The following is a 19724-nucleotide window of genomic DNA, read 5'->3' on the forward strand; positions in this document are numbered from 1 at the left end:
GGTTCAGGCCCCGGCGATCGCTTCGTCGAGGCTGAGGCGCAGCAGTTCGATGCCCTCGTCGATCTCGTCACGACTCACGTTGAGCGGGGTCATGAAGCGGATCGTGCTGGCGCCGCAAGGCAGCAGGAGCAGGCCGTTGTGGAAGGCGCGGGTGATGGTGCGATCGCTCAGTGCGCGCGCGGGCGTGCGTTCGGCGTCGTTCTCGATCAACTCCACGCCGATCATCAGGCCCTTGCCGCGGACTTCGCCGATGCAGGGGTAGTCAGCGGCCAACTGGCGCAAGCGCTCGATGAAGTATTCGCCGATGGCGGCGGCATGCGCGGCCAGACCGCCTTCGACCAGATCGAGCGTGGCGTTGGCCGCCGCGCAGGCCAGCGGATTGCCGCCGTAAGTGTTGCCATGGGCCCCGCGCTTCCACTGCTGCAGCAAACGCTTCTTCGCCACCATCGCGCCGATCGGCAGGCCCGAGCCAAGGCCCTTCGCCAAAGTCATGATGTCCGGCTGCACGCCCCAGTGTTCGCTGGCGAACATGCGTCCGGTGCGACCCACGCCCGACTGTACTTCGTCGAAGATCAGCAGGATGCCGTGCTCGTCGCACAGCGCGCGTAGGCCGGCGAGGAAGCCGTCGGGCGGCACGACGTAGCCGCCTTCGCCCTGGATCGGCTCCACCAGGATCGCCGCGACTTCCGATGCCGGCACGTTGCGCTCGAACAGCATGCGGATGTAATCGAGCACCGCCTTGCCCTGATCTGCGCCGGCGAACAGCGGGCGATACGGGTCCGGATAGGGCACGTGGGTGACGCCGGGCATCGTCGCGAAGAAGCCCTTCTGCTGCGTGTACTTGCTCGAGGTGAAGGCGAGCGAGCCCATCGTGCGGCCATGGAAGCCGCCGAGGAAACCGATGAAGCGCGAGCGGCCAGTGACGTAGCGCGCGAGCTTTAGCGCCGCTTCCACCGCTTCGGTGCCGGACTGGCAGAAGAAGCTCATCGCCGGTTCTCCCATGGGCGCAAGACGCGCCAGGCGCTCGCCGAGCGCAATCATCTCCTCGTGCCAGTAGTCGCTGGAGATGTGCAGGAATTTGTCCGCGGCGTCCTTCACCGCCTGCACCACGTGCGGATGCGCGTGGCCCGTGCTGCACACCGCGATGCCGGCGGCGAAGTCGAGGAAACGATTGCCGTCCACATCCCACACTTGCGTGCCGCGGCCGTGCGACATCACGAACGGGTAGTCGCGCGGATACGAGGGCGATATCACCTCCGCGTCGCGCGCCAGCATGGCGCGCGCCTTCGGGCCGGGCAGTTCGGTGCGGATGTGGGTGCTGCGCAGGACGGTGGCCATCAGGAAAGCTCGGTAGCGGTGCCGGTCATGGAGGTCCACGCCGGCAGTTCGACGGGACGCTGGTGCGCTTCGCGCGTGCGCGCCTTCAGGGCGCGCAGGGCGTCCAGTTCGAGTGGCGTGGGTGGAGGCAGGACGTGCACGTCGTCGGCGATTTGCAACGGCCAGCCGATCGCGGCGCGCGCCTCGTCGACGCTGGCTTCGGCGAACAAGCCGCTCAGCTGCAGCTCTTCGCTCTGCGGATGCGGCGTGAGGACGCCAAAGTCGGTGATCACGGCGCGCGGCCCTGTACCGCGCATTCCACTGCGCGCTCGCGCGCCGTGACCAACGAGAAAACCCGCACTGGTCCGGAAATCCAGTTGCTCGACGCAGCTGCGGGGTGAAGCCTTGAGCATCACGAAGGTCTGCTTCGCGTGCGCCGCAATCTCGGGAGCGCCGCCGGCACCCGGCAGCCGCGTCTTGGGCATATGGTAAGGCCCGATTACGGTGCTATTTATATTTCCGTAACGATCGATCTGGGCCGCGCCCAGGAAGCCGACGTCGACGCGTCCGGCCTGGAGGTAGTACGCGAAGATTTCCGGCAGCGGGACCACGCAAGCGGCCGTGTCGGCCAGCTCGCCATCGCCGATCGACAGCGGCAACACATCGGGACGCGTCCCGATCGTGCCGGACTCGTAGACCAGCACGATGTCCGGCGCATGGGTAAGGCGGGCGAGATTGCAGGCTTCGCTGGGCAGGCCGATGCCGACGAAGCAGACACAGCGATCCCACAGCAGCCGCGCGGCGGCCACGGTCATCCACTCGTCGCGCGTCGCGGTGGCCGGTGTGGTCATGCCGCCTTCCTCTGCAAGCTGGCGAGGAATTCGCTGTGGTCGGCGGTCTGCAGTACGTGCCGTTGCATCCAGTCGAGGAAACCATCGCGCGTGCGCGCGATCGCATCCCACTGCTGATAGAAAGCGTTGTCGCGCAGGTAATGCCCATGCGCGTATGACGGATACGCACCACCCGGGCAGTGCGACACCGCGGTCACGACCCAGTGCGGCAGGACGATGGCATTCATCATCGGCGGCAGGCGATCGACGATTTCCTCCACCGTCACCAGCACGGCGCGCGCGGCGAGCGCGGCTTCGCGTTGCGCGCCGACGATGCCGTGCAGGGCGACGTTGCCTTCGCGGTCGGCGCGTTGCGCATGCAGGATGGTCACATCAGGTTGGAGCGCGGGCACCGCCGCGAGTTCTTCACCGGTGAACGGGCAGGTCACCGTGCGGATGCGCGGATTCACGCCGGGCAGGTCGTTGCCGATGTAGCCGCGCAAGGTGCCGAAGGGCAGGTTGGCCGCGCCAGCGCAGTACGCGGCGGCCATGCCGGCGTGGCTGTGTTCGTCCAGTTCCAGTGCGTGCGGCCATTGCTGTTCGACCGCGTCGCGCAGCCGATGCAAGGAACCCACCCCGGGATTGCCGCCCCAGGAGAACGTCAGCTTGCGCGCGCAGCCCATGCCGATCAGCTGGTCGTAGACGAGGTCGGGGGTCAGGCGGATCAGGTGCAGGTCGCGTTTGCGCTGGCGGATCAGTTCGTGGCCCGCGGCGAAGGGAATCAGATGGGTGAAACCTTCCAGCGCGACGCTGGCGCCGTCGGGGACGTGCGTTCGGATCGCTTCCGCCAGCGACAGGAAGGTCACGCGTCTTACTCCACCACCGTGCGCGACTGTTCGCGCAGGTATTGCTGCAGATAGTAGAAGGACGCGATCGCCTTGCCGGTCGAGCCCGAGCCTTTCCAGCCGCCGAAAGGCTGATAGCCGGGCCAGGCGCCGGTGGTCGCGCCCTGCGCGCGGTTGGCATAGGTAACGCCGGCTTCGATGTTGTCCTGGAACCACGCGACTTCGTCGCCCGATCCGTAGAAGCCGGCGGTCAGGCCCATGTCGGTGTCGTTGGCCCAGCGCATCGCCTCGTCGCGATCGCGATAGCGGTGCAGCATCACGATCGGCAGGAACATCTCCTGCTTCCACAGCGGATGTTCGAGGCTGGCTTCGGCCAGTACCGGTTCGACGTAATAGCCGCGCGCCGCCGCATCGCTGCCGCGCAACTGCTTGCCGCCCCGCACTAGCTTGGCGCCGCCGGCTTCGAGGTCGAGCACGTAGCGCGCGTAATTGGCGTAGGCCGAGGCGTTGACCACCGGGCCCAGCCAGTGTTCACGGCGGCGTGCGTCGCCTATGTCGATCGCGTCGATCTGCGCGTTGAGCTTTTCGATCAGGGCATCGGCGACGGACTCGTGCACATAGAGCCGGGAAAGGGCAGAACACTTCTGCCCGCCCATGCCGAAGGCCGAGCGCGCGATGCCCGCGGCGGCGCGATCGAGATCGGCATTCTCGGTGACGATGCAGGGATTCTTGCCGCCCATCTCGGCGATGCAGGGGCGCGGATACGCGCCGCCGGCCATCTGCTGCATCAGGTTGCGACCGACGGGGACCGAGCCGGTGAAAGTGATGCCCGCGGTGAGCGGATGCTTGGCCAGCGCTTCGCCCGCTTCGCGGCCGGCCCCCGACAGATAGTTGAACGTGCCCTTGGGGAAGCCCGCATCGCGCAGCACTTCGGCGAGCAGGCGCCCCGACCACGGCGTGTCGGTCGCAGACTTGAACGCGACCGTATTGCCGGTCACGAGCGCGGCCGCGACCGGCCCGCCCGCGAGGGCGAAGGGAAAATTGAACGGCGCGATCACCACCCAGGCGCCGTACGGCCGCATCACGCTGCGATTGCGCGAGATCACCCCGTCGATCGGATCGTTCGGCAGAGGGTTGTCGAAACCCTGGTGCTTTTCGAAGTCGTCGGCGTAGTGGTGGAAGAAGTCGACGGTCTCCTGCGCTTCGCCCAGCGCCTCCATCCGGTTTTTGCCGACTTCCAGGGTGAGCGCGGCGGCGATCTCGTAGACGCGCTGCTGCATCAGGTCGCCGGCCTTGCGCAGCAGCGCCGCGCGTTCGGCGACGGGCAGGGCGCGCCAGGTGGGGTAGGCGGCGTGCGCGGCGCGCATGGCGGCGTCGACGTCGCTCGCATCGGCAAGCGGGAATTCGCCCAGCACCAGGCTCGTGTCGATCGGGCTGTGTTTCTGTGCCCAGGCCGCGGGCTCGCGGTCGGCCCCGTCGACGAACAAGGGATGGCGCTGGCCGAACGTCGCTTCCAGTTTCGCCAGCGCCGCCTCGAACTGCGTGTGCATCTGCGCAGGCGGGTTGAACATCGTCGCGTAGGTCAGGCGGAAGGTCATCGCATGCCTCGTTCTGTAGCGGAGCGTTATCGCGGAAAGATCATTCGGGGAAGAAGCGGGACAGCAGCCGGTCGAGCAAGGCCAGCGCGTCGGCCAGTTCGCGCTCTTCGATCACCAGCGGCGGCGCGAGCAGGATCAGGTTGCCGCGCGTCGCCAGCGAAACGCCTTCCTCCATGGCCGCCTCCACCAGGGCCTTGAGCGGCGCCGGCGTCTGCGGCCACGGCACGTGCGGCGCGTGGGTCACCGGGTTGGCGACGAGTTCGAGCACGGCGAACAGTCCGTGCCCACCGCGCACGTCGCCGATCACCGGGTGACGCCGCTGCAGCTGCAGCAGTTGCGCATGCAGCGAAGCGCCCAGTGCGCGCGAGCGATCGATCAGGCCTTCGTCGGCGTAGGTCTGCAGCGCAGCCAGCCCCGCGGCGCAGGCGAGCGGATGGCCGCAGTAGGTCAGGCCGGCGTAGAGCATCTCGTGTTCGATGCACTCGGCGACTTCGCGGCTGATCACCACCGCGCCCAGCGGAACCGACGCGCCGGTCAAACCCTTGGCGAGCGTCATCAGATCGGGGCGCCCGGCGTCGCCATGGCGCTGCCAGGCGAACCATTCGCCGCAACGGCCGAAGGCGCTCATCACTTCGTCGGCGATCAGCCACACGCCGCGATCGGCGGTGTGGCGGCGCAGCGTCGGCCAGTAGCTGTCGGGCGGGACGACGCCGTTGGTGCCGGCATTGGGTTCCATGATCACCGCGGCGACGTTCTCCAGGCCGAGACGATCGATGTGATCGGAGACCGCGTCGGCCGCGAGCTTGCCGCACTCATCCTCATCACGGCTATTGAATGGACAGCGGTAGGCGTAGGGCGGCGGCACGTGATGCACGCGGAACGCCGCGGGGTCCAGCTGCGCGCGGGTGCGTGCGTCGCCGGAAAGCGCCATCGCCAGATGCGTGGCGCCGTGATACGAGCGGTCGCGGGCGATGATCGCGCCGCGCGGCTTGCGCGCGGCCTGGCGCGCGATCTTTACCGCGTTCTCGTTGGCGTCGGCACCGCCCAGGGTGAAGAAGACACGGCCGCCTTCGAAGCCCGAGCGATCCAGCAGCGCCTGCGCGAGATCCGCGCGCGGCTGTGCGCCCCAGGCATTGGTGACGAAGCACAGCTGCTCCGCCTGCGCACGAATCGCAGCGACCAGGCGCGGGTGCTGATGGCCAAGGTTGCTGCATTCGGCCAGACTGCTCAGGTCGAGAATGCGGCGGCCGTCGGCCAGATGCAGCCAGGCGCCGTGCCCGCCGACGACGGTGGGCGCGTTCCAGTCGGCCTGGACCGACCAGCTGTGCAGCACGGATTGGCGCTCGGTCATCGGCATCTCCGTCGCCAACAAGATCGCATCCCCCGATCGCCCCATGGGCCGCTCCCGAGTGCAATTGTGCGCATAGCGCACGTGATGTGCGTATTGCGCACCATGCTATGAACGCCTACTCTCGCCGTCAACTCGCCGGATCGCGTCTTTGGTGTGTCCTTCCATGGACGCAGACCGAGGCGATCGGGCGGACATTGGGGAACGGCAGCAGACCGGACGCATGGCAAAGAGAACAGCGGACAGCGCGCGCTTCGAAGACAGCCGCGATTACGTGCAATCCATGGCGCGTGGCCTGGCGGTGCTCACCGCCTTCGATCGCGACCACTTTCGCCTCACCCTGGGCGAAATTGCCAGCCGTGCCGATTTGTCGCGCGCCGCGGCACGCCGCTTGATCCTCACCCTGCAGCATCTGGGCTACGTGCGTGAAGTCGGCCGCACCTACGTGCTGGGCCCGCGCGTGCTGGAACTGGGCTTCGGTTACCTGGGCTCGCTGAACATCGCCGACCTGGCGCAGCCGCTGATGGAAGACCTGGCGCGGCAGGTGAACCAGAGCAGCTCGATGGCCGTGCTCGACGGCCAGTCGATCGTCTACGTGGTGCGCGTGCCAGGGCAGCGGGTCATGAGCGTGACCTTGGGTATCGGCGCGCGGCTGCCGGCGTTCTGCGCAGCGATGGGGCGCGTGTTGCTGTCGGGCCTGACCACGACGGAATTCGATACCTGGCTCGACGCCTGCCAGCCGGCGCGGCTGACGCCGCACACGGTGACCGATCCGCAACGCCTGCGCCGCATCGTCGACGACGTGCGCGGCCAGGGTTACGCCTACGTCGAGCAGGAGCTGGAACTCGGCCTGTGCTCCATCGCCGTGCCGATCCGCAACGGCGAAGGCCGCGTCGCCACCGCGATCAACGTGAGCATGCCGTATCACCCCGACGCGGCGCGGCATGCGATCCATACCATCCTGCCGCCGTTGCAACAGACCGCGGCGGCGATCGAGAGTTGTCTGCCCGCCGCGCGGCTGGCGCCGGTCACGGCATGAACCGCGCCGCCCGGCCGGTGTATCTCTGCGACGGGATACGCACGCCGTTCGGGCGCTATCGCGGGGCACTGGCGGAGATCCGCACGGACGATCTGGCCGCGTTGTCGCTGCGGCGACTGCTGGAGCGCAATGCGTCGCTGCCGGCGGAGGCCATCGACGAGGTGATCCTGGGCTGCGCCAACCAGGCGGGCGAGGACAACCGCAACGTCGCACGCATGGCCGTGCTGTTGGCGGGATTGCCGGTCAGCGTGCCGGCGGTGACGGTGAATCGCCTGTGCGCGTCGGGTTTGGAAGCGGTCGGGCAGGGCGCACGCGCGATCGCGACGGGCGAAGCGGACGTCGTGCTCGCTGGCGGCGTCGAAAGCATGTCGCGCGCACCTTATGTGATGGGTAAGGCGCTCGCGCCGTTCGACCGCGCGCAGCAACTGGAGGACAGCACGCTGGGCTGGCGCTTCGTCAATCCGCGCATGCAGGCGGAGTACGGCGTCGATGCGATGAGCCAGACCGCGGAGAACCTCGCCCGCGAACACGGCATCGCGCGCGAAGACCAGGATGCCTTCGCGCTGCGTTCGCAGCAGCGCGCCGCGGCTGCGGTGGCATCGGGCCGTTTCGCGGTAGAGATCATGGCCGTGGCAAGCCGGGCCGGACACTTCGACACCGACGAGCAGCCGCGCGCCGACACCTCCTTGCCGAAGCTTGCCGCACTGCAACCGCTCCTCGGCGCCGGCACCAGCATCACCGCGGGCAACGCCTCGGGCTTGAACGACGGCGCCTGCGCGCTCCTGCTCGCCTCCGAGGAGGCCATCGCCCGCTGGCATCTGCGGCCGCGTGCGCGCGTGCTCGGCATGGCCGCCGCGGGCGTGCCGCCGCGGACGATGGGCATCGGTCCCGTGCCGGCCATCACCCGGCTGCTCACGCGGCTGGAAGCGAGACTGGACGACTTCGCGACGATCGAGATCAACGAGGCTTTCGCCGCACAGGTGCTGGCGGTGACGCGCGCGCTCGGGCTGGCCGATGATGCCGCGCAGGTGAATCGGCACGGCGGTGCGATCGCGCTGGGTCATCCCCTGGGGGCGAGCGGTGCACGCCTGGCATTGACCGCGATGCATGAACTCGCGCAACGGCCAGGCCAACGCGCGCTGCTGGCCATGTGCGTGGGCGTGGGCCAAGGGGTCGCGCTCGCGCTGGAGTCGGTGGGGTGACCGGCCCGGCGGACCGCGGCGACTACGCCGATCGCAGGGGCCATAGCGAAAGGCGCTGGCGGGTCCGCCCCGGATTTGGGATGCTTCGGGACAGATTCGGCAAATCGCCGTGCCCGGCGTTGCGCAACTGCGCATCAGGGGACGCAACGCCGGCCGCTCCGGATCGCTCAAAAACAAGGAGGCGTGGTTGATGTCGACGAGTGCGCAGCCCGAGCCCACCGCTTCGCTCGAAGGAGCGTTGGCGCACGCATCGCGGCTGCTGGAGGTCGACCCCGCGCTCGCCGGCGAACAGGCCGCGGAAATCCTCCGCGCCGTCCCCGGTCATCCGATCGCGCAACTGCTGCTCGCCACCGCGCACAACGCGCGCGGCAATTCGCGCGAAGCCGCGGACATCCTGCTGTCCTTGGCTGCGGCCCAACCGAAGTCGGCGCGCACCCAGCTCGAACTCGGCATCGCCCTGGGCCGCCTGGGCCGCGGCGATGAAGCGCTGGTGGCGCTGCGACGCGCGGTGGCGCTGAAGCCGGATCTGCCGACGGCCTGGCTCGCCCTGGGCGATCACCTCACCGCGGTCGGCGACAACGCCGGCGCCGATGCGGCCTACGCCGCCCATGTCCGTCACTCGATCCGCGATCCGGCCCTGCTGCAGGCCGCCGCCGCGCTGTCCGAGAACCGCATTCCCGAGGCCGAGCAGCTGCTGCGCGAACATCTGCGCAAGATGCCCACCGATGTCGCGGCGATCCGCATGTTCGCCGAACTCGCGGCGCGGCTGGGACGCCACGAGGACGCAGAGAACCTCCTCGCGCGCTGTCTCGAACTCTCTCCCGGCTTCCATGCCGCGCGCCAGAACTACGCCCTGATGCTGCACCGGGCCAACAAGCCCGAAGCGGCTCTGGCGGAAATCGAACGGTTGCTCGCGGTCGATCCCGCCAATCCCGGCTACCGCAATCTCAAGGCCGTCGTGCTGTGCCGCATCGGCGACTACGCGCCGGCGATCGAGATCTACGACGAGCTGCTCGCCCACTATCCGCGCAACCCGAAGGTGTGGATGAGCTTCGGCCACGCGTTGAAGACCGCCGGACAGACCGAGCGCGCCGTCGCCGCGTATCGCAAGAGCATCGAGATGGATCCGGCGCTGGGCGAAGCCTGGTGGAGCCTGGCCAATCTCAAGACGTTCCGCTTCACCCAGGACGACGTGAACGCCATGCGGCAGCAACTGCTGCGCACGGATCTGGCCGACGAGCATCGCCTGCATCTCGAGTTCGCGCTCGGCAAGGCGCAGGAAGATGCGGGCGAATACGCTGCTTCGTTCGGCCATTACGAGCGCGGCAATGCACTGCGCCGCGGACAGCTGCTCTACAGCGCCGACGAAACTTCTTCGCGCGCGCGGCACATCCGCAGCCAGTACACGCGCGAGTTCTTCGCCCAGCGCGAAGGCTGGGGCAGTCCGGCGCGCGATCCCATCTTCATCGTCGGCCTGCCGCGCTCGGGCTCCACGCTGCTGGAGCAGATCCTGTCCAGCCACAGCGCCGTCGAAGGCACGATGGAGCTGCCGGAAATCATTTCGATCACGCGCTCGCTGCGCGCGCAGGGCGCAGGCAGCGCGATGCCCTACCACGACGCGGTCGCCGAGCTGGACGCGGCCGGCCTGCGCGCCTTGGGCGAGCAGTACCTGGAACACACGCGGATCCAGCGCAAGACCGATGCGCCGTTGTTCATCGACAAGATGCCCAACAACTTCATGCACATCGGCCTGATCCATTTGATGCTGCCCAACGCGCGCATCATCGATGCGCGGCGGCATCCGCTGGCGTGCTGCTTCTCGGGTTTCAAGCAGCACTTCGCGCGCGGCCAGAGCTTCAGCTACAGCCTGGACGACATCGGCCGCTACTACCGCGACTACGTCGAGCTGATGGCGCATTTCGACGCGGTCCTGCCCGGCCGCATCCATCGCGTCGTCTACGAACGCATGGTCGAAGACACCGAAGGCGAAGTCCGTCGCCTGCTCGATTACTGCGGGCTGCCGTTCGAGGCGCAGTGCCTGCGTTTCTTCGAGAACGAGCGCCCGGTGCGCACGGCCAGCTCGGAGCAGGTGCGCAAGCCCATCTACCGCGAAGGCGTCGACCACTGGCGCCATTTCGAACCCTGGCTCGGTCCGCTGCAGCAAGCGCTCGGACCGGTGCTCGATGCCTATCCAGCCGTACCAGAGTTTGTTGTTCGTACCCAGTGACAGTTCATTGCAGTTCCACCGCAGAAGAATCGCAGTCGAAAGAAGGAATCGCAGTCGAAGCCGCAAGTCGAGAATTCATAACAACGGGGAGGGATGTCGATGTACCGATCAAGAAAACCCGCAGGCGCCAACCGGACACATCGCGCCTTCAGCCGCTTGCCGCTGACCGCGGCCATATGGCTTGCCGTGAGTGGCGCGGCCTATGCCCAGGACGCCACGCAGCCGCCGGCCACCACCGACCAGCCGCCGGAGACGACTGCACAGCAGGCGCAGCCCGCACCGGCCGCGCCGTCGCAACGCACCGCGACGCTCGAAACGATCACGGTGACCGCGCAGAAGCGCACCGAAAACCTGCAGAAGGTGCCGATCAGCATCCAGGTGCTGGGCACCGAGCAGCTTGAAGAACTCAACGTCAGCGACTTCGACGATTACGTGAAGTTCCTGCCCAGCGTGTCCTACACCAGCGGCGGCCCGGGCTTCGCCCAGGTCTACATGCGCGGCGTGGCCAGCGGCGGCGACGGCAACCATTCCGGTTCGCTGCCCAGCGTGGGCATCTACCTGGACGAGCAGCCGGTCACCACGATCCAGGGCGCGCTCGACATCCACATGTACGACATCAACCGCGTCGAGGTGCTGTCGGGTCCGCAGGGCACCCTGTACGGCGCCAGCGCCCAGGCCGGTGCGCTGCGCATCATTACCAACAAGCCGGATCCCAGTGGGTTCGAAGCCGGATACAGCGTGGAGACCAATACCGTCAGCCATGGCGGCGTGGGCTACTCGGCCGAAGGCTTCGTCAACGTGCCGTTGACCGAAGCCGCGGCGCTGCGCGCTGTGGGCTGGCATCAGCACGACGCCGGGTTCATCGACAACAAGGCGGGCACGCGCACCTTCCCGTCCTCGGGCATCACCATCAGCAACGCCCGCGATTGCGTGCCGGGCCCGTCGTTCGAATGCCACGGCCGCGCCAAAGACGACTACAACGACATGGACACGACCGGCGCGCGCATGGCGCTTAAGGTCGACCTCAACGACAACTGGACCATCACCCCGGGCCTGATGGCCCAGAAGCAAAAAGAGAACGGCGTCTTCTTCACCGATCCGCAGGTGGGTGAGCGTGCGGTGACGCACTTCTACCCGGAACGCTCCGACGATCGTTGGTGGCAGGCCGCGCTCACGGTCGAAGGCAAGATCGGCAACTTCGACCTGACCTACGCCTACGCACACCTCAAGCGCGACGTCGATGTGGATTCGGACTACAACGATTACTCGTTCTGGTACGACACCCTGGCTGGCTACGGTGCCTACATCTGCGACGACTTCGATCCGAATACGTTCACCTGCACCGCGACCGGGTCGCTGATCAACCCGTCGCAGTACATCCAGGGCAAGGATCGTTACAAGAAGGACAGCCATGAACTGCGCCTGGCCTCGCCGTCCGAGGACCGCCTGCGCTTCGTCGTCGGATTGTTCTGGCAGACCCAGAAGCACGACATCGAGCAGCGCTATCGCATCGACGGCCTCTCGCCGCAGCAGTCCATCACCGGCTGGGAAGACACCCTGTGGCTGACCAAGCAGGAGCGTGAGGACCACGACGAGGCGGTGTTCGGCGAACTCTCGTTCGATTTCATTCCCGACAAGCTCACCGGCACGATCGGTGCACGCCACTTCCGCGCGGACAACAGCCTGAAGGGCTTCTTCGGCTTTGCCGACTGGGGTTGGGTGTCGTCGTACGGCGAAGCCATCTGCCCGGCTGGCGCTCCGACCTTCAACGGCGCGCCGTGCAAGATCTTCGACAAGAACGTCAAGGAAAAGGACACGCTCGGCAAGGCCAACCTGACCTGGAACATCACGCCGACCAAGATGATCTACGGCACCTGGTCGGAAGGCTACCGGCCGGGCGGCATCAACCGCCGCGGCACGCTGCCGCCTTATCTCACCGACTGGCTGACCAACTACGAGCTGGGCTGGAAGACGAGCTGGATGGACAACCGGGTGGTGTTCAACGGATCGGTGTTCCGTCAGGAGTGGAAGGACTTCCAGTTCTCCATCCTGGGTGCCAATGGCCTGACCGAGATCAAGAACGCCAACCAGGCGCGCATCGACGGTTTGGAAATGGACCTCAACTGGGCCGCGACCTACAACCTGCACATCGGCGCTGGTGCGGCGTTCTACGACGCCCAGCTGACGGAGAACTACTGCGGTTTCACCGACAGCAACGGCAAACCCGTGACCGACTGTCCGGCTCCGGAAGCGGCCGAGGGTACGCAGTTGCCGGTGACGCCGAAGTTCAAGGGCACCCTGACCGCGCGTTACACCTTCAACGTGGGATCGATGGACGCCTACTGGCAGCTGGCCGGCGCGCATGTGGGCAAGCGGCGCACGGATCTGCGTGATGTGGAGAACGACATCCTGGGCGAGCTCGATGCCTACAACCTCGCCGATCTGTCGTTCGGCTTCGGCAAGGACAACTGGAATCTCGACTTCTACGTCAACAACCTGTTCGACGAAGTCGCCGAGATGAACAAGTTCACCCTATGCGCCGAAAGCTTCTGCGGCGCCAAGGGAGTCGTGCCGGAATATCCGAATGGCCAGATCTACACTGCCATCAACCAGCCGCGCACGTTCGGCGTGAAGTTCTCGCAGAAGTTCTGATTTTTCCGCAACACGTGTGCTTAGGCGGCAGCCCGAAAGGGCTGCCGCTTTTCTTTTCGCCGATCGTTGCGCGGGCTATTCCGCAGCGCCCTTGCTTTCGGCGGTGCCCAGCAGCTCCGGCTGCAGGCGGTGCGGTTGCCCCAGCAGCGGATGGATGAAGACGGCGGCGAGGATGATCGCGACGCCGAGATAGAACTGCACCGTCAGTTCGCGCTGTTCGCCCAGCAGCAGCGCGGCCAGAACGATGGCGTAAACGGGTTCCAGGTTCACCGCGAGCTGCTGCGCGAACGCGCTCATGTGCCGCAGCGCCACCAGCGACAGGCTGAAGGGCAGCAGCGTGCAGGCCAGCGACAGGCCGAGCAGGAGCAGGATGTCGCGCGTGCCTGGCACGACCAGCAGGTCGCCGGCAAACGCCGGAAACAGCAACGGCATCAACGGAGCCAGGATGGTGAGCACGATCGCGCCCGCGCCGAGTTCCAGAGCGGTGACGGTAAGCGGATCGCCGTGTTCGACCAGACGCTTGTTGAGCGAGCCGAAGATCGCGACCAAAAGTGCCGAGAAAGCGCCGACCGCGATGCCGGCGCGCATGCCATGCGGCACGCCGCCGACGACCAGGACTACGCCCGGCAGCACCAGGACACCCAGCGCCAGTTCGCGCTTGGAGAAGCGCGTGCCAGTCAGCCAGGGCTCGATCATGGCGACGAAGACCGTGCCCAGAGCGATGCACGTGGCGCCGACCGAGGCATTGGACAGCTTGATCGCACCATAGAACGTCAACCAGTGCAGCGCGACGAGCGCGCCGATGCCCGCATAGGCAAGCATCAGCCGCGGCCGCATCGCCCGTAGTCCCCGCCAGACGCGCGGAACCAGCGCGAGCGCGGCGATCACGATCAGCAGGCGCCACCACACCAGCGGCAGCGCCGGCAGGGAGATCATCTTGCCCAGGATGGCGGTGAAGCCCCACAGCACCACGCAGAAATGAATCTGCAGAAAAGCCTTGCGGGTGTCGGTCATCGCCATTTGCGGGTCGAATCCGGGGCGGGGGAGGGCGGTAGTTTTGCAGAGTCGCGGGCGGGTGACGACCTTCGGGCACGAACCCCTGTACCTCATCGTCCCGGCGCAGGATGATGGCGCGACCGGGCTCTGCCGAAGGAGACGCCGTGCCACCGGATGCTTCACGCCGCTTTGCCGCCTCGGTCGCCGCCATAGCCGCGATGGCGCTGATCCTGCAGTACGTGCTGTTGATCAAACTCACCCTGGCCAACATAGGGCCGGTGCTGGCGACGGTGCGTTTCTTCAGCTATTTCACGATCCTGAGCAACCTGCTGGTGTTGCTGGTCACGGCGACTGCGGCGCGACGCGGGAGTGGATTGCTGACGACTGCGCTGGTCCGCGGCGCGGTCGCGATGTGCATCACCGTCACCATGGGCATCTATTTCCTGGTGCTGCGGCATCTGTGGCAGCCGCAGGGCGCGCAGTGGTGGGCCGACACCGCGCTGCACTACGCCGTACCGTTGCTGTATCTGGCGTGGTGGGTCGTGTGCGTGCCGCATGGCGTGCTGCGTTGGCGAGATCTGCCGCGTTGGCTGCTGTTTCCGCTGGCCTATCTGGGCTGGGTGCTGGCGCGCGGCGCGTGGGCGCACGAGTACCCGTATCCCTTCCTTGATCTCACCGCGCTCGACGTGGCGACGGTGGCGCGCAACATCGTGGGCGTTTTCGCTGTCTTCGTGCTCGTTGGCTGCGTGCTGGTGGGCGTCGATCGCCTGCTTACCCTTCGCCGTAATCGAGTGGTCACGACATGAGCGATGCATTGATCGAGCATCTGCGCGATCTATTCGCGCCGCTGGGCCCGATTTCGGCTAGAGCGATGTTCGGCGGCTACGGGATCTACTTCGAGGGCCTGATCATCGGCGTGATCCTCGACGAGACGCCGTACTTCAAGACCGACACGCAGACGCGCGCAGACTTCGAGGCGGCCGGCTGCGCACCGGCGGTATATGAGGCCAAAGGCAAGACCCTCGAAATGAGCTACTGGTCGCTGCCGGAGGAAGCCCTGGAGTCGCCGCAGGCGATGCGGCCCTGGGCCATGCGCGCCATCGAAGCGGCGAAGCGCAAGCCGGTGGGGAAGCGGGCGAAGCGCAAGCGCTAGCACCACATAAGCCTAGGTCCGCCCAGCCCGCATGCCTCAGGTGGGCGGACGTTCCTGCGGCAGTGCCAGCAGCCAGTCGACGAAGGCACGCGCCGCAGGCTTGAGACGCTTGTGCGCCGGGTAGACGACGTAATACCCCCAGCGCGCCTTCAGCGCCGGGCCCGGCAGGCGGGTAAGCACGCCGGCCGCAAGATAGGGCGCCACGATCTTCTCGCGCGCCAGCGCGGCGCCCAGGCCGTGGACCGCGGCATTTAACGCCGCGGTCGTGTCGCTGAAGCGATAGCGCTCCTCGATCGCAGCGCCGTGCACATCCGCTGCGCGCAGCCAGTCGAGCCAACCCTGGCGCGCGAGATCCGACACCAGCGGCAGACGGGTGATGCCGGCCGGATCGCGCACGGCTTCGACGCCGGGCAAGGTCGGCGAGGCCACCGGAAACAGATAGTCGTCCATCAGATGCATCGAGGTCAGGCCGGGCCAATGCCCGGCACCGTGGCGGATGCCCACGTCCGGTCCGCCTTCATCGAAGCGGGTCAGCGCGACTTCCGTGTCCACGGTGAGGCGCACGTGCGGATGCAGCGCCGTGAACTGCGGCAGGCGCGGCTGCAGCCAGGTGTAGGTGAGCGAGTGCAGGGTGGTGATGTGCACGCGCTCCTGCTCGGTGCGCGCGATGCGCAGGCTGCGCACGACGCTTTCCATGTCGGCCATCGCGCTGCCGGCGGCGTCGGCGAGCTGGCGCCCTTCGGCGGTGAGCGAAACGCCGCGCGCATGGCGCTGGAACAGGCTCACGCCCAGCCGCGCCTCGAGCTTGCGCACGTGGTGGCTGACCGCGCTGGCGGTGAGGTGCAGCTCCTCCGCCGCGTGGGCGAAGTTCTGATGGCGGGCGGCGGATTCGAATGCCGCCAGTGCCGGGAGCAGGTCCGCGCGTAGGGCCATGCGAGCCTCAAATCTGGCTTGTGTCTGTCGGCGAAAGTATGCGCTTGTGCCGTTCCGGCGTCTGCCCAAAATGGATCACAGCCGACGGCCCGTGCGAACGCGGACGCCGCGCTCTCCCCCTCTCGGGCTCTCCCCCCACGGCGCGCCCATCGCAACGGAAAAGATCCCCATGGGCCGACTGGATGCGATTTCGGTTTCCACCGTGCAGGCATCGCGTATCGACGATATCCCGGCAGTGCGCGTCGGCGCCGGCTGTACGCGGCGCGATCTCGCCTACGACGGCGCCGTGCGCGTCTGGGTCGTCGACATGGAGCCGGGCAGCCTCTGGCCGTATGTCGACGATCACGACACCGGCGAGCACTACTATGTGATCGAAGGCGAAGTGATCGAAGGACGCGCCCGCTATGGTGCCGGCACCTACGTGCGTTTCCTGCCGGGCACCAGCCATCGACCGCGCACGGACACCGGCGTGCGGCTGATCGGTTTCAATCTCGACCCCGCGGCGATGAATGCCGCGCGCGAGGCGCTGAGCCGGGCGCATCGCTTCAACTACAGTCAGGGCTGAGCGCCTTCCGCGCCAGCCACAAGGACGAAAGAGGACCCACGCATGAATTCGATCGCCACCAATCAGCCCCTGTCCGGATTGCGCTCGGCCGCCTGGCTGACGCCGGTCGAGCTGGGGCTACTGGGCGCCATCTGGGGTGCTTCCTTCCTCTTCATGCGTGTCGCGGCGAACGACTTCGGCCCGATGCCGCTGGTGGAAGTGCGTCTAGCGCTGGGCTCGCTGGTGCTACTGCCGTTCCTGTGGCGCGCGCGGGCGCAGTTCGCGTCGCCGAAGTTGTGGGGCAAGCTCGCGCTGATCGGTGCGATCAACTCCGCGCTGCCCTTCATGCTCTTCGCCTGGGCGGCGCAGCGCGCGCCGGCGGGCGTGGGCGCGATCGCCAATGCTATGACCGTGTTGTTCACGGCGCTGGTCGGGTTCCTGTTCTTCGGCGAAAAGATCGGTGCCAAGCGCGCGATCGCACTGTTCACCGGTTTCGCCGGCGTGGTGGTGCTGGCCAGCGGCAAGACCGCCGGTGCCAGCATCGGCTGGGCGGTGGTCGCGGGCAGCACGGCGTCGTTCCTTTATGGCATCGGCATCAATCTGGTGCGTCGCCATCTCACCGGTCTGCCACCGGCGGCGGTCGCGGCCGCCACGCTGGGCACCTCGGCGCTGCTGACGCTGCCGTTCGCACTGGCCAATTGGCCACAGCATGCGATCCCGCTGAAGTCGTGGCTGTCGGCGGGGACGCTCGGTGTGCTGTGCACGGGTATCGCGTTCGTCATGTACTACCGCCTGATCGCGCGCATCGGCGCCAGCCGCGCCTCGACCGTGACCTACCTGATCCCGGTGTTCGGCGTGGCCTGGGCCTGGCTGCTGCTTGGCGAGTCCTTAACCTGGACGATGGCAATCTCTGCTGCGCTCATCCTCGGCAGCGTGGCCATGAGCCAGCAACCGTCGCGCTGATCCGCGATACCTTATCGGCAGGCTGCCTTCAGACAGTTTGCCTCTAGGAGCACGGCCATGATCGCCCGACTCTGGCACGGCACCACCCGGCTCGATCGCGCCGACGCCTACGCATCCTTCCTCGGCGATCGCGCGATGCCCGACTACCGCGGCACGCCCGGCAACCTCGGCGCGCAGGTGCTGCGCCGCGACGACGGCGAAGTCGCGCACTTCGTCACCGTCAGCTATTGGGAAGACGAAGACGCGATCCGCGCCTTCGCCGGCGACGATCTGCTGAAGGCGAAGTATTACCCGGAGGACGAGGGCTTCCTGCTCGAGTTCGAGCCGCAGGTGACGCACTACGAGGTGCGTTCCGCGGGCTAACGGTTTTCGGCCGTGGACCCGAGATAGTCGCGCAGCGCAGCGATCGCCAGCCTCACCTTGGCCGGCTGCGAATCGCGTTGCACGGTCAGCGCGTAGACGCCCAAGGGCGCCATCGACCATTCCTCCAGCACGGCGACGGCGCGACCGGCGGCGATAAGCGGCGCGGCATCCGGCTCGGGCAGGCGGGTTATGCCTAATCCCTGCAACATCATCTCCTTCAAGGCCACCGCGCTGTTGCCTGCGACCGGGCCGGAAATGCGCACACGGTGCGTCTGGCCGGCGCGATGCAGTTCGATGAATTCGGGGCGGTTGAGCACGCTCAGGATCAACACCGGATGTCGACCCAATTCCTCCGGCGTTTGCGGCAGCCCGTGTTGTTCTGCATAGGCGGGCGTGGCGACCAATAGATGTCTCCACTCGTCCAGGCGCCGCGCGACCAGTGTCGAGTCGCCGAGCGACCCTATTCGAATTGCCAGATCGATGCGCTCGGCGATGAGATCGATCTGTCGATCCTCGGCGAAAACACGCAGCGAGAGTTGCGGATGGGCCCTCAGCAAGGGCGCCAACGCCGCCGCGAGCTGCGCGCTGAAGCCGACAGGAATGGCTACGCGCAGCTCTCCGCGTGGCTCGTCGCGCAGATCGCCCAGCCGCCGCTCCGCGGCGTGAGCCGCGTGCAGCATCGCGGCGCAATCTTCGTAGTACGCGCGGCCCACTTCGGTAGTGGTGAGTTTGCGCGTCGAGCGATGCAGCAGCGCGATGCCGGTCTCCGCTTCCAGTTGGCGGATCTGCTGGCTGACCGCGGAGGCGGTCATCTGCAGCTCGCGTGCGGCGGCGCTCATCGACCCCAATTCGACCACCCGGACGAACAAGGCCATGCGCTTGAGTCGATCGATTGTGAAGTCTGACTTCATAGTGATAGCGAATTTAACCGACTTATCTGTCCGGTTGTAAGCGCGAATACTGGACGCCTCCCAACTGCTTATGGATGTATTGCATGAACATCGTCCTGATCGGCGCCAGCGGCTTTATCGGTTCTGGCTTGCTGGCCGAAGCCCTCGCCCGTGGCCACCAGGTAACCGCGCTGGTGGCGCATCCGGAAAAGCTCGCGCCGCGCCCGGGCCTCACCGTCGCCGGCACGGACGTGCTGGATACCGCGCGCCTGACCCGGCAACTGGCCGGCTATGACGCCGTAATCAGCGCCTTCAGCGGTCACGCGCAAGAGGATGTCCGCGGCTATTACGGGCGCGGCATCGATTCGATCGTGAAGGCCGTGCGAGACGCCGGCGTGCCGCGCCTGCTCGTCGTCGGGGGCGCAGGCAGCCTGGAGGTTGCGCCGGGTGTGCAACTGGTCGACACGCCGGAGTTTCCCGAGCAGTGGAAGGGCTCGGCCTTGGGCGCACGCGACACTTTGGATCGCCTGCGTGGCGAACGGACGCTGGACTGGACCCTACTGAGTCCCGCGGCGCTGATCCAGCCGGGCGAACGCACGGGCCGGTTCCGCCTCGGCGGCGATCAGTTGCTCGTCGATGAGCAGGGCAACAGCCGGATCTCGGTGCAGGACTATGCCGTGGCGATGATCGACGAGCTCGAGCGCCCGGCGCATTCGCGGCAACGCTTTACCGTGGCGTACTGACCTCACGAAAGCGGTACCAGAGTACGTTGCTCAAAGCGGCAACGTACTCAGCTTTTAGCGTGTTGCGTATCGCGCAACTGC

General features: G+C 67.0%; 18 protein-coding genes. 10 read left to right on the forward strand and 8 right to left on the reverse strand.

The window, feature by feature from the left end:
• Positions 1 to 3: 3 nt before the first annotated feature.
• Genes ACYVJ8_RS00545 through ACYVJ8_RS00565 form a run of 5 tightly spaced genes read right to left on the reverse strand, consistent with a single transcriptional unit; the run spans position 4 to position 5941 of the window.
• Positions 4 to 1338, reverse strand: a complete 1335-nt coding sequence (locus ACYVJ8_RS00545) for an acetyl ornithine aminotransferase family protein (protein ID WP_460708749.1) — start codon at positions 1336 to 1338, stop codon at positions 4 to 6.
• Positions 1338 to 2168 (reverse strand): CoA-transferase subunit beta, encoded by an 831-nt coding sequence (locus ACYVJ8_RS00550; RefSeq protein ID WP_460708751.1) that lies wholly within the window; start codon positions 2166 to 2168, stop codon positions 1338 to 1340. Before ACYVJ8_RS00550 ends, ACYVJ8_RS00545 begins: the two co-directional genes overlap by 1 nt.
• Positions 2165 to 3004, reverse strand: a complete 840-nt coding sequence (locus ACYVJ8_RS00555) for a CoA transferase subunit A (RefSeq protein WP_460710965.1) — start codon at positions 3002 to 3004, stop codon at positions 2165 to 2167. Before ACYVJ8_RS00555 ends, ACYVJ8_RS00550 begins: the two co-directional genes overlap by 4 nt.
• 14 nt (positions 3005 to 3018) lie before the next feature.
• Positions 3019 to 4590: an aldehyde dehydrogenase family protein gene (locus tag ACYVJ8_RS00560; protein WP_460708753.1), complete on the reverse strand. Its 1572-nt coding sequence runs from the start codon at positions 4588 to 4590 to the stop codon at positions 3019 to 3021.
• A gap of 40 nt (positions 4591 to 4630) precedes the next feature.
• Positions 4631 to 5941: an aminotransferase family protein gene (locus ACYVJ8_RS00565; protein WP_460708755.1), complete on the reverse strand. Its 1311-nt coding sequence runs from the start codon at positions 5939 to 5941 to the stop codon at positions 4631 to 4633.
• Between the two features lie 220 nt (positions 5942 to 6161).
• On the opposite strand from ACYVJ8_RS00565, the gene ACYVJ8_RS00570 reads away from it, so the two are divergent.
• From ACYVJ8_RS00570 to ACYVJ8_RS00585, 4 genes are all read left to right on the forward strand, one after another.
• Positions 6162 to 6977 carry an IclR family transcriptional regulator domain-containing protein gene (locus ACYVJ8_RS00570; RefSeq protein WP_460708757.1) on the forward strand — a complete coding sequence of 272 codons (816 nt, stop codon included), beginning with the start codon at positions 6162 to 6164 and terminating at the stop codon, positions 6975 to 6977.
• The gene (gene pcaF / locus ACYVJ8_RS00575; protein WP_460708759.1) at positions 6974 to 8179 is read left to right on the forward strand and encodes a 3-oxoadipyl-CoA thiolase; all 1206 of its coding nucleotides are present in this window, start codon (positions 6974 to 6976) and stop codon (positions 8177 to 8179) included. Before ACYVJ8_RS00570 ends, pcaF begins: the two co-directional genes overlap by 4 nt.
• 190 nt (positions 8180 to 8369) lie before the next feature.
• Positions 8370 to 10406, forward strand: coding sequence for a tetratricopeptide repeat-containing sulfotransferase family protein (locus ACYVJ8_RS00580; RefSeq protein WP_460708761.1), 2037 nt, complete (start codon positions 8370 to 8372; stop codon positions 10404 to 10406).
• Between the two features lie 99 nt (positions 10407 to 10505).
• Positions 10506 to 13058, forward strand: a complete 2553-nt coding sequence (locus tag ACYVJ8_RS00585; RefSeq protein ID WP_460708763.1) for a TonB-dependent receptor — start codon at positions 10506 to 10508, stop codon at positions 13056 to 13058.
• A gap of 75 nt (positions 13059 to 13133) precedes the next feature.
• Here ACYVJ8_RS00585 and ACYVJ8_RS00590 read toward each other — a convergent pair whose 3' ends face one another.
• Positions 13134 to 14078, reverse strand: coding sequence for a DMT family transporter (locus ACYVJ8_RS00590; RefSeq protein ID WP_460708765.1), 945 nt, complete (start codon positions 14076 to 14078; stop codon positions 13134 to 13136).
• A gap of 140 nt (positions 14079 to 14218) precedes the next feature.
• Between ACYVJ8_RS00590 and ACYVJ8_RS00595 the strand changes: the two genes are divergently transcribed.
• Both ACYVJ8_RS00595 and ACYVJ8_RS00600 read left to right on the forward strand, forming a co-directional pair.
• Positions 14219 to 14860, forward strand: a complete 642-nt coding sequence (locus tag ACYVJ8_RS00595) for a Pr6Pr family membrane protein (RefSeq protein WP_460708767.1) — start codon at positions 14219 to 14221, stop codon at positions 14858 to 14860.
• On the forward strand, positions 14857 to 15207 hold the full coding sequence (locus ACYVJ8_RS00600) for a TfoX/Sxy family protein (RefSeq protein ID WP_460708769.1): 351 nt from the start codon (positions 14857 to 14859) through the stop codon (positions 15205 to 15207). Before ACYVJ8_RS00595 ends, ACYVJ8_RS00600 begins: the two co-directional genes overlap by 4 nt.
• A 36-nt stretch (positions 15208 to 15243) precedes the next feature.
• On the opposite strand, the gene ACYVJ8_RS00605 is transcribed toward ACYVJ8_RS00600, so the two are convergent.
• On the reverse strand, positions 15244 to 16140 hold the full coding sequence (locus ACYVJ8_RS00605) for a LysR substrate-binding domain-containing protein (protein WP_460708771.1): 897 nt from the start codon (positions 16138 to 16140) through the stop codon (positions 15244 to 15246).
• Between the two features lie 169 nt (positions 16141 to 16309).
• Between ACYVJ8_RS00605 and ACYVJ8_RS00610 the strand changes: the two genes are divergently transcribed.
• From ACYVJ8_RS00610 to ACYVJ8_RS00620, 3 genes are read left to right on the forward strand one after another with little or no spacing between them, the layout of a single operon-like run.
• Positions 16310 to 16705 (forward strand): cupin domain-containing protein, encoded by a 396-nt coding sequence (locus ACYVJ8_RS00610; protein WP_460708773.1) that lies wholly within the window; start codon positions 16310 to 16312, stop codon positions 16703 to 16705.
• Positions 16706 to 16747: 42 nt separating this feature from the next.
• On the forward strand, positions 16748 to 17647 hold the full coding sequence (locus ACYVJ8_RS00615) for a DMT family transporter (protein ID WP_460708775.1): 900 nt from the start codon (positions 16748 to 16750) through the stop codon (positions 17645 to 17647).
• 57 nt (positions 17648 to 17704) lie between these two features.
• Positions 17705 to 18010: an antibiotic biosynthesis monooxygenase family protein gene (locus tag ACYVJ8_RS00620; RefSeq protein WP_460708777.1), complete on the forward strand. Its 306-nt coding sequence runs from the start codon at positions 17705 to 17707 to the stop codon at positions 18008 to 18010.
• On the opposite strand, the gene ACYVJ8_RS00625 is transcribed toward ACYVJ8_RS00620, so the two are convergent.
• Positions 18007 to 18885, reverse strand: a complete 879-nt coding sequence (locus tag ACYVJ8_RS00625) for a LysR family transcriptional regulator (RefSeq protein WP_460708779.1) — start codon at positions 18883 to 18885, stop codon at positions 18007 to 18009. The two genes, ACYVJ8_RS00620 and ACYVJ8_RS00625, sit on opposite strands and share 4 nt — an antisense overlap.
• Before the next feature lie 119 nt (positions 18886 to 19004).
• Here ACYVJ8_RS00625 and ACYVJ8_RS00630 point away from each other — a divergent pair, with 119 nt between their 5' ends.
• Positions 19005 to 19643 carry an NAD(P)-dependent oxidoreductase gene (locus tag ACYVJ8_RS00630; protein WP_460708781.1) on the forward strand — a complete coding sequence of 213 codons (639 nt, stop codon included), beginning with the start codon at positions 19005 to 19007 and terminating at the stop codon, positions 19641 to 19643.
• Positions 19644 to 19724 lie beyond the last annotated feature (81 nt).

The organism is Lysobacter terrae, assembly GCF_054782215.1.

What these genes read in the sequence shown, in the direction of transcription:
- ACYVJ8_RS00620 (WP_460708777.1), top strand. Translation starts at nt 17,705, where the DNA reads ATGATCGCCCGACTCTGGCACGGCACCACCCGGCTCGATCGCGCCGAC.
- pcaF (WP_460708759.1), top strand. Translation starts at nt 6,974, where the DNA reads ATGAACCGCGCCGCCCGGCCGGTGTATCTCTGCGACGGGATACGCACG.
- ACYVJ8_RS00550 (WP_460708751.1), bottom strand. Translation starts at nt 2,168, where the DNA reads ATGACCACACCGGCCACCGCGACGCGCGACGAGTGGATGACCGTGGCC.
- ACYVJ8_RS00630 (WP_460708781.1), top strand. Translation starts at nt 19,005, where the DNA reads ATGAACATCGTCCTGATCGGCGCCAGCGGCTTTATCGGTTCTGGCTTG.
- ACYVJ8_RS00610 (WP_460708773.1), top strand. Translation starts at nt 16,310, where the DNA reads ATGGGCCGACTGGATGCGATTTCGGTTTCCACCGTGCAGGCATCGCGT.
- ACYVJ8_RS00600 (WP_460708769.1), top strand. Translation starts at nt 14,857, where the DNA reads ATGAGCGATGCATTGATCGAGCATCTGCGCGATCTATTCGCGCCGCTG.
- ACYVJ8_RS00545 (WP_460708749.1), bottom strand. Translation starts at nt 1,338, where the DNA reads ATGGCCACCGTCCTGCGCAGCACCCACATCCGCACCGAACTGCCCGGC.
- ACYVJ8_RS00605 (WP_460708771.1), bottom strand. Translation starts at nt 16,140, where the DNA reads ATGGCCCTACGCGCGGACCTGCTCCCGGCACTGGCGGCATTCGAATCC.
- ACYVJ8_RS00625 (WP_460708779.1), bottom strand. Translation starts at nt 18,885, where the DNA reads ATGGCCTTGTTCGTCCGGGTGGTCGAATTGGGGTCGATGAGCGCCGCC.
- ACYVJ8_RS00570 (WP_460708757.1), top strand. Translation starts at nt 6,162, where the DNA reads ATGGCAAAGAGAACAGCGGACAGCGCGCGCTTCGAAGACAGCCGCGAT.
- ACYVJ8_RS00560 (WP_460708753.1), bottom strand. Translation starts at nt 4,590, where the DNA reads ATGACCTTCCGCCTGACCTACGCGACGATGTTCAACCCGCCTGCGCAG.
- ACYVJ8_RS00585 (WP_460708763.1), top strand. Translation starts at nt 10,506, where the DNA reads ATGTACCGATCAAGAAAACCCGCAGGCGCCAACCGGACACATCGCGCC.
- ACYVJ8_RS00565 (WP_460708755.1), bottom strand. Translation starts at nt 5,941, where the DNA reads ATGACCGAGCGCCAATCCGTGCTGCACAGCTGGTCGGTCCAGGCCGAC.
- ACYVJ8_RS00590 (WP_460708765.1), bottom strand. Translation starts at nt 14,078, where the DNA reads ATGGCGATGACCGACACCCGCAAGGCTTTTCTGCAGATTCATTTCTGC.
- ACYVJ8_RS00615 (WP_460708775.1), top strand. Translation starts at nt 16,748, where the DNA reads ATGAATTCGATCGCCACCAATCAGCCCCTGTCCGGATTGCGCTCGGCC.
- ACYVJ8_RS00580 (WP_460708761.1), top strand. Translation starts at nt 8,370, where the DNA reads ATGTCGACGAGTGCGCAGCCCGAGCCCACCGCTTCGCTCGAAGGAGCG.